This window comes from Sulfuriflexus mobilis (genome assembly GCF_003967195.1).
Lineage (GTDB): Bacteria > Pseudomonadota > Gammaproteobacteria > AKS1 > AKS1 > Sulfuriflexus > Sulfuriflexus mobilis.
Genome location: NZ_AP018725.1, coordinates 1614660 through 1627632, shown reverse-complemented (window position 1 = coordinate 1627632; position 12973 = coordinate 1614660). Strand labels below are relative to the sequence as shown.

The window sequence follows — 12973 nt, the reverse complement described above, 5'->3', positions numbered from 1 at the left end:
CCATCTTTACAATACGGGTCCTCTCAAAGCGGGAATAGCTCAGCTGGTAGAGCACGACCTTGCCAAGGTCGGGGTCGCGAGTTCGAATCTCGTTTCCCGCTCCAAATTACAGATCGGGGAAGTGGTCCAGTATCACTTCCCCGTTTTTGTAATAGAATATGCAATAACGTATCCCATGCGGCGGAATGGCAGAATGGCTATGCAGCGGATTGCAAATCCGTGTATCTCGGTTCGACTCCGGGTTCCGCCTCCAATTTTCACTTCATAGATCTACAGCAATTGTCCCAGACGCGTTACAATGCGCGCTGTCTCTGCCCGGGTGGCGAAATTGGTAGACGCAAGGGACTTAAAATCCCTCGGTGGCAACACCGTGCCGGTTCGATTCCGGCCCCGGGCACCAACACTCTTCTTTCGGCAACAGCATAACTTTGTGCCGCCGCGAAATCATGACGACTCAACTAACAATGCGCTTTCCAACGGTGGGCGATGTGAAAGGAGGCCACTCCGGTACATCATATTATAAGGGTAGTATTTTTAGGGAAGCTTAGACGAGCATTGAGCCGGGAAAGAATGCTGTCCTTTGTTAGGTGTGCAGGCACGGAGGATGGCTTATAGCTTAGTTCATTGACCGCTTATGCTTAATACCTGATTTATGATTTATTCAGCAAATACGCGGCAGGGGGTCGTCTTCCAGTTCTTCAAGGATACGTTCACCCCCCAGTTCTGTTTCCAATACCACGCGGGATAGATCTGCTGTCATGTGTCCGATGATGTGTGCTTGCCGGCCAGTTTCGAGTGCATGCCAGCGGGACAGGGCCTCCTCTGCCTGTTCCTCGGCGACAACGGCCACGACCCGGCCTTCACAGGCCAGGTATAAGGGGTCATATCCCAATATCTCGCAAACAGCGTTGACCGGGTCCTGTATCGGGATGTGTGTCTGTCGTACCCGGATGCCGAGGCCGGTGACGTCATGGATCTCATGCAGGACAGTGGCCAGGCCGCCGCGGGTCGGGTCGCGCATGAAACGCAGACCGGTCAGGTTATGCAGTGCCTGACACAAGGGCAGGACGCTATCGGCATCGGAGTGTACATCGCCACTCAGACCGAATTGTTCGCGGGCCAGCATGATGGCCGTACCGTGATCACCGACGGGGCCACTGACCAGGATTCGGTCAGTGTTTTTGATATTGTTCAGTCCGAGCTGCAAATTCTTGTCGCGCACACCGACACCTGTAGTAGTGAGGAACACACCACTGCCTTCTCCACGCGGTACGACCTTGGTGTCACCACAGGCGATCTGTACACCGGCCGCGCGCGCAGCCTCGGCCATGGCGTGGATGATGCGTTCCAGGGTGGCCAGTTCCAGGCCTTCCTCTATAATGGCCGACAGGCTCAGGTAGCGAGGTATCGCACCACTGACGGCGAGATCATTAACCGTGCCGTGAATGGCAAGCGAACCGATATTGCCACCGGGGAATTCGAGCGGCTTTACGGTAAAACCGTCGACACTCATCATCAACTCACCTGTCATGGCCGGCAAGGTAGCGGCATCGGCATTGGCGTCCAGCACCGGGTTGCTGAGTTGTGCGGCAAATACCTCTTCAATGAGCTGGCGCATAAAATGTCCGCCGTTACCGTGCGCGAGAGTGATATGAGACATAAGCTTGAAGAGTTATTCTGTTGTTGAGTGATATTCCATGACCTGACCATAGCACAGCCCGGCATCATTGACGGGCAGCTGTTCCGGCAGATAACAACGAAAATTATTGGTCTCGAGCAGGCTGATGACGCGTTCCGTCAACAGACGGTTCTGGAATACCCCGCCACTTAAACCGACAGCAAATTTACCTGATGTCTTGCGCAACTGCATGGCCTGTTGCAGCAGGGCATTGGCCAGGGATTCATGAAAACAGCGGGCGCGATCGGCGATGCTCAGTTCGCTATCCGCAAGCAGAGGCAGCAGCGGAGACCAGTCTGTGCGCCAGATGCCCCTAGTATCCTGTTGCAGGGGCAGATCGATTGCGCTGGGCTGTCCTTGTGTTGCCGCAGCTTCGAGAAGCATGGGGCCCTGGCCTTCAAAACTTGCGTGACAGGCTAAGCCGCTGAGGGCGGCAGCGGCGTCGAACAATCGACCCACCGAGGACGTCTGTGGACAGTTCAACTTGCTTTGCCATGCCTGGTAGATAAGTTCTGTCTCCGGTACCGGCGTTTGCCAGTCAAATGACGATTCCCAGCACAGGGCGGCGGCACTGCGCCACGGTTCGCGGCTGGCGCGTTCGCCACCGGGCAGATAGAAGGGCCGCATGCTGGCGACGTGTTGCCAGTGGCCAGGCTTGCCGAGCAGGGCCTCGCCGCCCCACAGGCTTCGATCGGCGCCCAGGCCCACACCATCCCAGGTGAATACCAGCCAGTGATCTTCGTCAGGGAATTCACCGGCCAGGCAGGCGGCGTGAGCATGGTGATGGTAAACGGTGTGTACCGGTCGGCCACTGTTTTGTGCCCAACGACTGCTGCTGTAACCGGGGTGAGCATCACAGATGAGATGTTGTGCCTTCACCCGATAAAGTTCCTGAAGGTCATCAATCGCCTGTGCGAATACCTGCTGACTACGCAGTGAATCCAGGTCGCCGATGTGCGGCGAGATGACGATTCGATCATCCCAGGCCAGGGCAACCGTATTTTTCATATGCCCGCCGACGGCAAGCAGTGGCGACTCGAGCTGAAATGGCAATGTCAGTTCCAGTGGCGCGTTACCCCGACCGAGACGCAGAGGGCGGGGTTTGTTCTGGACCACGCGGTAGACAGGATCGTCCGCCGGGCGCTGGATGGCCCGGTTATGGTGCAGGCAGGCATCGGTCACATGTTTGAGTCGTCGATCTACTTCCTCATTGATTGTCAGCACCGGTTCGCCACTGATGTTGGCCGAGGTGGCGACCAGAGGGCCACCGAACATCTGTACCAGCAGGTGGTGCAGCGGGCTATAGGGAAGCATGATGCCGATTTCATGCAGGCCGGGGGCGATGAATTGCGACAAGGTGCTGGATGGCTTTTTGGTTAACAGGGTGATCGGATGCACAGCACCGAACAGGAGTTGCCGGTGTATTGCCGGTACCTCGACGTGCTCATCTAGTTGTGTATCGAGCATCATTACCGCAAGCGGCTTGTCCGGCCGCGATTTACGCCGCCGCAAATTCTGTAGTGCCTCATCGCTGCGCGCATCACACATGAGGTGATAACCACCAATGCCTTTGACCGCAACGATGTTGCCGAAACGCAGGGCCCGAACGCATGCTGCCAGTGCCTGCCCGGTGTCATTGATCGCAGCGTGTTCATCCTTGTAGCTGAGTTGCGGCCCACATGTAGGGCAGGCGATGGGCTCGGCATGAAAGCGGCGATCCAGCGGATTTTCATATTCACGCCGGCAATTCGGGCAGAGTGCAAACTCTGCCATCGTGGTATTGGCGCGGTCATAGGGGAGGTGGCGAATCAGCGTATAGCGCGGGCCGCAGCCAGTGCAGTTAATAAACGGGTAGTGGAAACGACGGTTTCCTGCGTCGGCCAGTTCTTGCAGACAGCTATCACAGGTGGGCAGATCAGCAACGATGCGAATCTTCGGCGCTGCGTTGGTATTGCTGCGGCGGATGCTAAAGGTATCGTAATGTTTGCATTCGGTATCCCGTGTTTCCGAAAACAGCGGGCTGGCATGAAGCGGGGCCTGCTCGATTAAGCCCCGTTTGAAGGCCTGCAGGTTTTCTATTCTGCCTTCGGCATGAATGACCACCTGGCCCAATTGGTTTTCGACCCAGCCATTGATGTTATGTTCGTGTGCCAGTCGATATACAAACGGGCGGAAACCTACCCCTTGTACGTGGCCGGTGAGGGTGAAATGACGGGCCTGGATTGTCTGAGAAGGTAGCGACGTCCCTTCCATTAGCATTAACTATGCACCTTGTTTACCGATTCATGCCCGGCAGGCTCGCGCAGGCCGCCACTCCACCAGATACGGCAGGCCCCTTCGTCAGAGACCATGCAGGGGCCGATGGGGTTGCGCGGTGTACAGGCACTGCCATACAAACGGCACGCATTGGGATAGATCTTGCCCAGCACCACACGTGCACACTCACAGCCGGGCGGCATCTCACCGGCGCGTTTACGATGGGCATCCTGGCACAGCATGAAATGCCTGCGTGCATCGAATGCGGCGTACTCACCCTTCAACTGAAAACCGGAATCGGGGATCACACCGACGCCGCGCCAGTTTGCATCGGTCACTTCCATGACCTCATCGAGAATTTTTCTGGCTGAGGTGTTACCGCCCGGCTTTACCACCTCAGGATAACAGTTGTCGAGGAACGGTCGTCCTTCAATGTGCTGGCGCAGGGTGGAATAGATTGCCGCCAGCAGGCTTTCCGGGCTAAAGCCGGCCACGGCGGTGGGGAGCTTGTGTTTGTCGACCACAAACTGCCATTCTTCGGGACCCATGATGGTGGCGACATGGCCCGGTGCAACCAGCGCATCAAAACCGGCCTGCTCAGAATCCAGTAGCATGGCCACCGCCGGCCAGGTCAGCCGGGCAGACAGCAACAGCTGCATATTGTCAGGTACCCCTGCGGCGAGCATGCCGGCGACCGGTGCCGTGGTGGTTTCAAAACCCGCGGCAAAGAATACGACCGTGCGCTCCGTATGTTCTGTGGCGATCTTAACCGCCTCCACGGGCGATGCAATGGGGCGGATATCTGCGCCGGCGGCCCTGGCTTGTTCCAGGGAGCGAATATCTCCCTTGGGTGCATTTACCGGTACTCGCAACATGTCACCAAACGCGACCAGGATGATGTTTTCGTTGAGTGCCAGCTGAATGGCGTCATAGACATCTTCTTCCGGGCAGACACAAACCGGGCAGCCGGGGCCGGGAATAAGTTCGATGTTGCTGGGTAATGCCGTGCGCAGTCCGGCCATGGTAATCGAGCGCTCATGCCCACCGCAGACGTTCATGATGCGTACCCGCTCAGGCAGGTCCAGGGTGTGGATTTGTTGCAGCCATTGTTGAGCCGTCAGTGACATATTAATTTATCGGGAATGCCTATACGCAGATATGTCACTCATGGCGGTGAGTAGGGCCGTGATGCTGAGTCGGTGAGTTTGCTGTGGCATGCAAACGTATTCCGTCAGACTGTATGGCCGGACGGACAATCTCACCGTTCTGAATCCGTGCCCGGTGTGTCGCCAGTTCCTGGTCCAGCCAGTCAAGCCAGTCCTGCATGCCTTCACCGCTCCTGGATGATACCTGCATGACAGGTGCCTCACTGGCAAGGTTGCGCAGGTACTGTTCGGCCTTTTCGGGTTTGAAATCGTCCAGGACTGCTAACAGGTCGGTCTTGGTTAGCAACATGAGGTCTGCGGCGCGAAACATGACCGGGTATTTGGCGGGCTTGTCATCACCCTCCGGCACCGACAGCAGGGTCACATTACGGTGGTGTCCCAGATCGAAACTGGCGGGGCATACCAGATTACCGACATTTTCAATGAAGACGATATCCAGTTTGGATAGATCAAGGTTGTGCAGGGCATCATGTACCATGTGGGCATCGAGATGACAGGCAGTGCCGGTGGTAATCTGGATCGCAGTGACACCTTTGGCACGAATGCGTTTGGCATCATTTTCTGTTTCCAGGTCACCTTCTATGACAGCAATCCTGTACCGGTCTTGTAGTGCCTCGATGGTCGCTTCTAACAGGGCAGTTTTGCCGGCTCCCGGGGATGACATAAGATTAATAGCCAATACCTGGTGTTTGTCGAAGTGTTGTCGATTATGCATGGCCTGATGATCGTTTTCGGATAACAGGCCTTGCAGGACATCTACGGCGGTTTTGCCTTTACCCACCCAGGCCAGCTTGCCGTTTGCCTCCACCAGATGTTTATTGCCAGGGGTTACGTTACAGCCACAGGTATCACACATAGCCAGCTCCTATTTCTACGTTAGCATTTCGACGCGCTCGAGCAGCAGTTCATCACCGCTAAGCAATTCAGTTTGCCAATCGCCGCACTCACCACACAGCAAACGATTAGCTTTGGCAGCTGTTTCCGCATGGCAGGTTTTGCAGCGCACCTGTATCGGCATCTGCTGTATGACCAGTTCTGCTCCGGCGGCAATGCTGTCGGCACGTGCAATGGGGAAGGCCGATTGCAGCAGTTCTGGTTCAACACCGGATAATGGTCCGACTTGTAGGAAGATCTTTTCGATCGAGGTGGCATGATGCTCTGCGGCAATAGTGTTCACCTGATCGAGCAGGCTCTGGCAGACGGAAAGCTCATGCATGAGGTGACCCCGTTAGCGTAGCCAGCATCTCATCGTAGAGTTCCCACGCTGAGCGGGCATGATCGACAGTGATTTTCTGGATGGCATAGCCAATGTGCACCATCACAAAATCACCCGCCGACAGCGATGTATCCTGGAGCAGAAAAAGATTGACGTCACGCGCCACACCCTTGGCCTCACAGTGTGCTGTGAAGCCATCGATCTCAACAATTTGCATCGGTATTCCAAGGCACATGTTGGCCACTCACCTGTTCAAATAGTTCACGTATAAATAAGTACACCAAGGGAAAACTATCTCGTATTAAACGGTCAATACTACTGGTTTGCAAGCCCAGTGGGGGTTTCGTGTTATTTATGGGAATTTTCACTCAATCTTAGGTGCCAGCGAGCCTGTCAAACGTCCCCATTTAGCTGAGCGAAAAGCAGGGCGCAGGCCTGTTCGATAAGCATGGACTTTGGGGAAAAGGGCATTTATTCTCTCTGTACTCGGCTTGCTGATCAGGAGTAGTGATATGGACCCCAGTTCAATTGCTTTTTTAAAGGAAATCTCTCTGGAGGCAGCGACCCTGTTCATTGCCTTTGGTGTCGTGTTTACCTTCATTATTGGCCTATGGCTGCTAATGCAACCGACTAGTGCCTTGCGTTTTATTCAGTCGATGAACATCTGGTATTCACCACGCCGTTCGATGAAGCCGCTCGAGGTTCCCCGCTTTCAGGAGCGTGCGTTTTATAGGCATCATAAAATATGGGGGATACTACTGCTGGCAGGTGCCGGTTATAGCCTGTATTACTTCCTGTTTGATTATGACCAGGCCAGGCTGGTGCATGACTTCAGTCGCTACTTTAACAAACATATCGCGGATTGGTTGCTGGAGGCGATAAGCCTATTTCTGTTGCTGGGGAATGTGTTTGTGATGGCTATTGGTATCATTATCCTGCTGCGCCCCGGCCTGTTAAAATCCTTTGAAGCCCAATGCAATCGCTGGATATCGACACGCAAGGTATATAAGTTTCTGGACATAGAACACAATGGAGCAGATTCTATGCTGACGCGTAATCCAAAAGTACTGGGCGTGTTGATTATATTAGCCAGTCTTTATGTACTGGTGAACTTTACCGTATTGGTGGTAACCAAGAATATGGTCATAGTTATCTGAACAAAAGGGGACGTCACTTAGAGCTCTTCGAGCCTTACCTCGGAATTGGCTTTGGCACTTTCCCTGATATCTCTCATGCTTCATCAGGGGCTTTCTGAGTCTGGGTAGCAAGCTCTATTCACACAGATGCTTTCTATACATCACCTAACCTAGAATATCTGCAAGAATTAAGAACTTACTAAACTCGCGCCATATTCTGAGATGGCATGTTTTTTGTTATTTACAATGATGATGAAAAACCCGCTAATGATAGGTTCTCTTGATCTTTTTCCGCTACTGGTTCTCAATGTGTGCAGAATGAGTTATTCATTTACTCGCTGAGGTATCGCGCATGAAAATTCAAGTTGACGAAAAGATGATAGATACTGATGAACAGGGCTTCCTGTGTAATATGTCAGATTGGAGCAAAGAGTTTGCCGAAGAGATCGCCCGGCGTGATGGTATCGAGCTGTTTGTCGATCACTGGGAATTAATTGGGTACTTCAGAGATTATCATGATGAGAACCAGAGGAACCCGACTATGCATAGTATGGTTCGCACGCTGGGAAAATCGAAGGGAAGCCGTTTTCATGATCAGAAGGCCTATGAGAAACATATCTATGACTTGTTTCCCACCGACCCCATCCATGAACTTTGTAAGTTAGCCGGCCTGCCGATGCCGCCCCCGGATACTTGACCGGAAATTTACCAGGGCAGTACCTTTTAGCTACTCAAGCATGCCTATCTTGTTAATAGTGCTGGCAAGCAAGTTCACGGTTATACCCGCATTAATTAATGTGCAGGCTATGGCATTTCATTTATATGTAATAAATTTTTAATCGGTTGCAATATGCAGTCAATGGTGAAAAATGCATTCCTCTCATAGATAAAATTAATTTTTATAAGTGTGCAATGCGCTAATAATGTCGACTGGTTCAAATTCAGCAACATCCGAGAGAAAGAAATTTATTAGAATGCTCTCCATAGGCTTGACACGCTTTCCAATCACGTTCAAGATCGCAGCCTGAAAAGGAATTAAACCAGCGGTTAAAGGAGTTAACCATACTAAAGCCCCGCTATACGCAGGTCTCGTTAGAGACCCACCTTATTACCATTGCTTACGCCTTTCGTTGCGTCAATAGCACCTTGCTAAGAGGTGGAGTTGCTCATCGATTAAAATTATGTGCTCGGCAGTTGAGGGAAAAGGGTTTCTATACTTCTTAATTGAAGATATTTAAGGAGCAACATCGAATCTGTGATTAACGGAATAATTACTGTGAAATACTTAGGAGGAGTACCATGAATAACAAGAAAATGAATGCATGGCCAGTGACACTATCTACTATTGCTTTAATATTAACTTCTACAATAGCCTATGCCGACAAGTCTTATCTGCCATCACCAGTAGTAGACAGTGATTATTACGAAGATGGTAAACCCAGCGCGGCAAAAGTAAAACTAGGCAAGTTTTTGTTTTATGACAAAATCCTTAGTGGTAACAATAGTATATCCTGTGCAACCTGCCATCATGCTTTAACCGCTACGGGTGATGGTCTGTCATTAGGAACGGGAGAAGGCGCGCGTGGCCTGGGTGTTACGCGTGACACCGGAACAGGTGCAGAAGCCACTGACAGACGTATTCCACGTAATGCACAACCCATTTTTAATCTCGGGGCGAAGTCCTTTACGGCCATGTTTCATGCAGGACGTGTAGAGGTGGACCCTAGTCAGGCAAGTGGCTTTAGAACTGAGGTTGGTGATGATTTACCACCTAACCTGGAAAATGTCCTGGCGGTTCAGGCAATGTTCCCAGTGACAGTGAATACCACTATGTCGGGACATGCGGGCGAAAACGCTGTCGCTGATGCCGCACTTGTTCGTAACCTGAATGGGCCGGGTGGGGTTTGGGAGTTGCTATCTGATCGTCTGCGTAATATTCCAGAATATGTAGAAATGTTTAAAGAGGCTTTTGGTGTAGAGGCAGATGAGATTAACTTTGTTCATGCATCAAATGCAATGGCGGCCTTCCAGGGTGTAGCCTGGCGTGCTGACAACAGTCCATTCGATAAGTACCTGCGTGGTAACAAGAAGGCAATGAGCCGTGATGCGATTAAGGGTATGCGCTTGTTCTATGGCAAGGCAAATTGTGCCACTTGTCATAGCGGAAAGTTCCAGACCGATAATCAGTATCACGCGATTGCCATGCCACAAATTGGTCCTGGACGAGGTGATGGATTTGATGGCCATGAGGACATTGGCCGGGAAAAGGTAACGGGTGATCCTCAAGATCGCTATCGTTTCCGTACACCCAGCCTGCGAAATGTTGTCTTGACTGGGCCATGGGGACATGGAGGAGCCTTTAACACAATTGAGGGAATTGTGAACCACCATTTGGACCCGGTTACCTCAATCCAGAATTATGACTGTCGCAACGAGCCAGTTATGCCATCCAGGCCAGATCTGGATGCATTGGATTGCATAGTGCAAGATGACCCAAGCAGGGTAGCAGCCATCGCGAGTGCTAATGAATTAGCGCCAGTAGAGCTTGACGATGAAGAAAAAAGAAATCTGATTGACTTCCTGCATGCATTGACAGATACGGACAGCCTCGATTTACGTGCTGATGTACCAAAGTACTTGCCGAGCGGTCTTCCCCTGGCAGAGTAAGTAGCCTTTAGGACAATAGTAAAGCCGGCTAGGTAGAAATACCTAGCCGGATAGGGCTGAATCTTAACAGCACTAGCCAGAAATCATATCCAGGACAGATGATTATTAGTATTCATGGAGGATGCTATGCGAATTTTTGTTGATTTTCAAATTGAGAAAGGCCTCGAACCACAGTTAATAAGTGATAATGTTATTTACCGGCCAGATATAGAAATAAAAAGCTCTAAATATTTAGAGCGAGCCCTGTTTCTGACCTGTCCTGATGTGCTGATTACACGAACAATACCCAACCATGATGTGGTCTCAAGGTGGAAGCGTGAATCAACAGGTAATAACATATTTATCGTTTACATTGGCAATGATCAAAAATCTAATGACAGTATATGCGAAATACCAGTACACCATATTTCCACAAATCCAAAGTCAAGCACAGATCCAAGCTCTGCACTTCGTGCATTTATTATGGCAGAACAAATTAATAACCATAATCTAAACCATCAAACCAATTACCCTATACTTTCAACAATTAATAAAACGAATCAGGGGGCGCAAAAGGAAATAATTATAATTGGTGCTGGTGCCGTTAATTTGCTGACTGCGTACTATCTTAATAAAAGCGGATACAAGGTAACTGTATTTGATGCAGGACCAGATCCGCGTACAGCTTCAAATAGCGAGCTTCTGGGATGCACACACGGTGGTGATGATGCGCGCATGTTCAGCCTGTCAGAAACACGGCATCACCTGTCGAAAAATCATCTGGATTTAATACACGACAATATGAGCAATCCGTTTCAACGGAGATTGGCAAAAGGCGGCTGGTTATCCTGTGATCATAAGGCCCTCAACGGAAATGATTATAAATGGTTGGAGGAATTCGAGGCTGTTCCAGCGTGGTTACCAAAGATATTTGACGACGATATTATATCTTTTAATCAGGAAAGTGACCCCCTCTGGAACAATCTTAAGGAACAAGAACCAGAGTTGTTTATGGACGTCGGTTATGTGCCAAAAGTTCTTAGACTGTACTCTACGGATGAACAACTCGCCACAGCAATTGTGATTGAAGGCCGAATTGGTTCGACAAAACGGGTAATTGACCCGCAAACCCTAAAAATCGAATTTCCAGCATTGCGAGAAGCGGTAGATACTGGGGCTATTGTGGGTGCATTAGAGATAGTTGGGTTTACAGTTAATATCCATAAGTTCTCGGCAAAAATATTGAATCACCTGGAGAGAAACAATGTGGTGTTTCACTGGAACAAAAAGATCGAGCGTATAGAAAGGAATGCTGAGAATATTGTCACAGGAATAGCCACGAAGGACGAGGTTATCAGTGCAGACCACTATGTAATTTCACCTGGCGCGTACGGTGGTGGCCTGCTTAATGGTCTGCATTCGCAAAACCAGATTTCATCAATTGTAGGCGCTTGGCTGAGATTGCCAAATCTTGGTCCGAAGCTGGATGTTTCGCTTAAGATTTCACGTGGGGGCTTCGCATCTGATGGTGCTGCCGTGGGTGCCAATATCCTCGTCGGTACTGACGCTAACGGGGAGGATATTATTCACGTAAGTTCGGGCCATGGCTATGTGGGTGAAAATCCAAATAATATTGATCCGCAATATATCGAAGACTTGTTCCGTGTAGTTGAGGAAACAGCTCAGCGCTATTTTCCTAACTGTTATAACAAGGCAAAAAAAAGCGGCCTGATTGCAAGCAGTCTGAAATACTGTGTCAGACCCTGGACGCCTTCCGGACTAGGAATATTTGAAATGGTCAAGGCTAAAAACAATGGGGTACTCATTTTAACGGGTGGCCACAATACTGGCGGTTTTGCTCAATCTCCAAGTGTCGCCATGGCGGTACTCTCCGCTCTGGAAGGGCAAGAACATGCCATGCACAGGGCTTATCACCCTAAACGTGTAAGTTTCTTTACAGACTTTGATGTGCCGGCGAGTAGTACAGGAACGATATTACCTGGTCATTTGGCAGAATCGTTTTCGGCGCACGCTGAAGAAATCGTACTCTGATGCTGATGTAGCTGCTGACTATATTTGACTATGGACGCTTCATTTGTATTGGAAATGTTGACGCCGCAATTCTTTATTGCGGCCATGGTTGCGAGTGCAGCTGGCCTTATGCGTGGATTCGCAGGCTTTGGATCAGGGATGTTGATGGCACCTATTTTTGCTGTTCTTTTCGGTCCCGTTGAGGCAGTAGCGACTATTATACTTCTCGAAATGGCGGTTACATTACAGCTTATGCCGGCTGCTAAAGAACACATCGAATGGCGTTTCGTAGGGTTGATGGGGGTTGTAGCAGCTGCCTTTATGCCTGTAGGGGTATGGTTGCTGGTTTCTATGGATCCTATCATCCTTACAAAAGCAATTGGTGTGATCGTGATGTTTTTCGTGATCGTGTTGTTGACGGGGTGGAGGTATGTTGGAAATAAAAGAAACTGGGTCACAGTCGGTGTCGGTGCGATATCAGGAACAATGATGGCGGCAACAAGTTTGGGAAATCCGGTTGTGATGCTCTATATGCTTACAGGCAGTGATAGCCCGGCTGCGAACAGGTCAAATATTACTGCTTACTTTGCTATCACATTGTCCGCGCTTATCATGTTCCTGGCTTTGTCGGGATTGGTGTCAAAATTTGCTATTGCTCATGCCGCGATTCTTGTACCAGCTTTCATGTTTACTGCGTGGTTAGGGAGTTGCATGTTTAAAAAATCCGGAGAGTTTTTATACAGGATTGTGGCGTTGGTGTTTTTGTTCGTGGCCAGTATTGTTGGCTTATTAAGTTAGAAAAATATTCCTGGATTATTATTGTTACAGGGATGTATAGGATATT

Annotated in this window: 11 protein-coding genes and 3 tRNA genes; 8 read left to right on the top strand and 6 right to left on the bottom strand. The window is 50.4% G+C overall.

All coding sequences use genetic code 11. The features are described 5' to 3' along the window. Positions 1 to 28: 28 nt before the first annotated feature. The 3 genes from EL386_RS08020 to EL386_RS08010 all read left to right on the top strand — a co-directional run bounded on the left by EL386_RS08020 (position 29) and on the right by EL386_RS08010 (position 400). Positions 29 to 104: transfer RNA gene (locus tag EL386_RS08020), tRNA-Gly, on the top strand. Positions 105 to 179: 75 nt separating this feature from the next. Then, positions 180 to 253, top strand: a tRNA-Cys gene (locus EL386_RS08015). 60 nt (positions 254 to 313) lie between these two features. Then, positions 314 to 400 (top strand) — tRNA-Leu (locus tag EL386_RS08010). A 261-nt stretch (positions 401 to 661) separates the two neighbouring features. Here the strand turns inward: EL386_RS08010 and hypE are convergent. From hypE to EL386_RS07980, 6 genes are read right to left on the bottom strand one after another with little or no spacing between them, the layout of a single operon-like run. Continuing rightward, positions 662 to 1660 (bottom strand): hydrogenase expression/formation protein HypE, encoded by a 999-nt coding sequence (hypE, locus tag EL386_RS08005; protein ID WP_126455104.1) that lies wholly within the window; start codon positions 1658 to 1660, stop codon positions 662 to 664. Between the two features lie 12 nt (positions 1661 to 1672). Then, a complete protein-coding gene (gene hypF, locus EL386_RS08000; RefSeq protein ID WP_126455102.1) occupies positions 1673 to 3937 on the bottom strand; it encodes a carbamoyltransferase HypF in 2265 nt (754 codons plus the stop codon). Beyond that, complete coding sequence (gene hypD / locus EL386_RS07995; RefSeq protein ID WP_126455100.1) at positions 3937 to 5061, bottom strand: hydrogenase formation protein HypD; 1125 nt, start codon at positions 5059 to 5061, stop codon at positions 3937 to 3939. The genes hypF and hypD overlap by 1 nt, the downstream gene beginning before the upstream one ends. A 34-nt stretch (positions 5062 to 5095) precedes the next feature. Then, positions 5096 to 5956: a hydrogenase nickel incorporation protein HypB gene (gene hypB / locus EL386_RS07990; RefSeq protein WP_126455098.1), complete on the bottom strand. Its 861-nt coding sequence runs from the start codon at positions 5954 to 5956 to the stop codon at positions 5096 to 5098. 15 nt (positions 5957 to 5971) lie between these two features. Continuing rightward, positions 5972 to 6316: a hydrogenase maturation nickel metallochaperone HypA gene (gene hypA / locus EL386_RS07985; RefSeq protein WP_126455096.1), complete on the bottom strand. Its 345-nt coding sequence runs from the start codon at positions 6314 to 6316 to the stop codon at positions 5972 to 5974. Further along, a complete protein-coding gene (locus EL386_RS07980; RefSeq protein WP_126455094.1) occupies positions 6309 to 6551 on the bottom strand; it encodes a HypC/HybG/HupF family hydrogenase formation chaperone in 243 nt (80 codons plus the stop codon). Before EL386_RS07980 ends, hypA begins: the two co-directional genes overlap by 8 nt. Before the next feature lie 277 nt (positions 6552 to 6828). Between EL386_RS07980 and EL386_RS07975 the strand changes: the two genes are divergently transcribed. The 5 genes from EL386_RS07975 to EL386_RS07955 all read left to right on the top strand — a co-directional run bounded on the left by EL386_RS07975 (position 6829) and on the right by EL386_RS07955 (position 12927). Next, the gene (locus EL386_RS07975; protein WP_126455092.1) at positions 6829 to 7473 is read left to right on the top strand and encodes a hypothetical protein; all 645 of its coding nucleotides are present in this window, start codon (positions 6829 to 6831) and stop codon (positions 7471 to 7473) included. Between the two features lie 331 nt (positions 7474 to 7804). Continuing rightward, the gene (locus EL386_RS07970) at positions 7805 to 8149 is read left to right on the top strand and encodes a TusE/DsrC/DsvC family sulfur relay protein (protein WP_126455090.1); all 345 of its coding nucleotides are present in this window, start codon (positions 7805 to 7807) and stop codon (positions 8147 to 8149) included. A 602-nt stretch (positions 8150 to 8751) separates the two neighbouring features. Then, on the top strand, positions 8752 to 10119 hold the full coding sequence (locus EL386_RS07965; protein WP_197722038.1) for a cytochrome-c peroxidase: 1368 nt from the start codon (positions 8752 to 8754) through the stop codon (positions 10117 to 10119). Positions 10120 to 10245: 126 nt separating this feature from the next. Next, positions 10246 to 12150: an NAD(P)/FAD-dependent oxidoreductase gene (locus EL386_RS07960; RefSeq protein WP_172597665.1), complete on the top strand. Its 1905-nt coding sequence runs from the start codon at positions 10246 to 10248 to the stop codon at positions 12148 to 12150. Between the two features lie 30 nt (positions 12151 to 12180). Continuing rightward, positions 12181 to 12927 carry a sulfite exporter TauE/SafE family protein gene (locus EL386_RS07955; RefSeq protein ID WP_126455086.1) on the top strand — a complete coding sequence of 249 codons (747 nt, stop codon included), beginning with the start codon at positions 12181 to 12183 and terminating at the stop codon, positions 12925 to 12927. Positions 12928 to 12973: the final 46 nt, after the last annotated feature.

Excerpts from the sequence above, each read along its gene's own strand:
- hypE (WP_126455104.1), bottom strand. The coding sequence starts at position 1,660 with ATGTCTCATATCACTCTCGCGCACGGTAACGGCGGACATTTTATGCGC.
- hypF (WP_126455102.1), bottom strand. The coding sequence starts at position 3,937 with ATGCTAATGGAAGGGACGTCGCTACCTTCTCAGACAATCCAGGCCCGT.
- hypD (WP_126455100.1), bottom strand. The coding sequence starts at position 5,061 with ATGTCACTGACGGCTCAACAATGGCTGCAACAAATCCACACCCTGGAC.
- hypB (WP_126455098.1), bottom strand. The coding sequence starts at position 5,956 with ATGTGTGATACCTGTGGCTGTAACGTAACCCCTGGCAATAAACATCTG.
- hypA (WP_126455096.1), bottom strand. The coding sequence starts at position 6,316 with ATGCATGAGCTTTCCGTCTGCCAGAGCCTGCTCGATCAGGTGAACACT.
- EL386_RS07980 (WP_126455094.1), bottom strand. The coding sequence starts at position 6,551 with ATGTGCCTTGGAATACCGATGCAAATTGTTGAGATCGATGGCTTCACA.
- EL386_RS07975 (WP_126455092.1), top strand. The coding sequence starts at position 6,829 with ATGGACCCCAGTTCAATTGCTTTTTTAAAGGAAATCTCTCTGGAGGCA.
- EL386_RS07970 (WP_126455090.1), top strand. The coding sequence starts at position 7,805 with ATGAAAATTCAAGTTGACGAAAAGATGATAGATACTGATGAACAGGGC.
- EL386_RS07965 (WP_197722038.1), top strand. The coding sequence starts at position 8,752 with ATGAATAACAAGAAAATGAATGCATGGCCAGTGACACTATCTACTATT.
- EL386_RS07960 (WP_172597665.1), top strand. The coding sequence starts at position 10,246 with ATGCGAATTTTTGTTGATTTTCAAATTGAGAAAGGCCTCGAACCACAG.
- EL386_RS07955 (WP_126455086.1), top strand. The coding sequence starts at position 12,181 with ATGGACGCTTCATTTGTATTGGAAATGTTGACGCCGCAATTCTTTATT.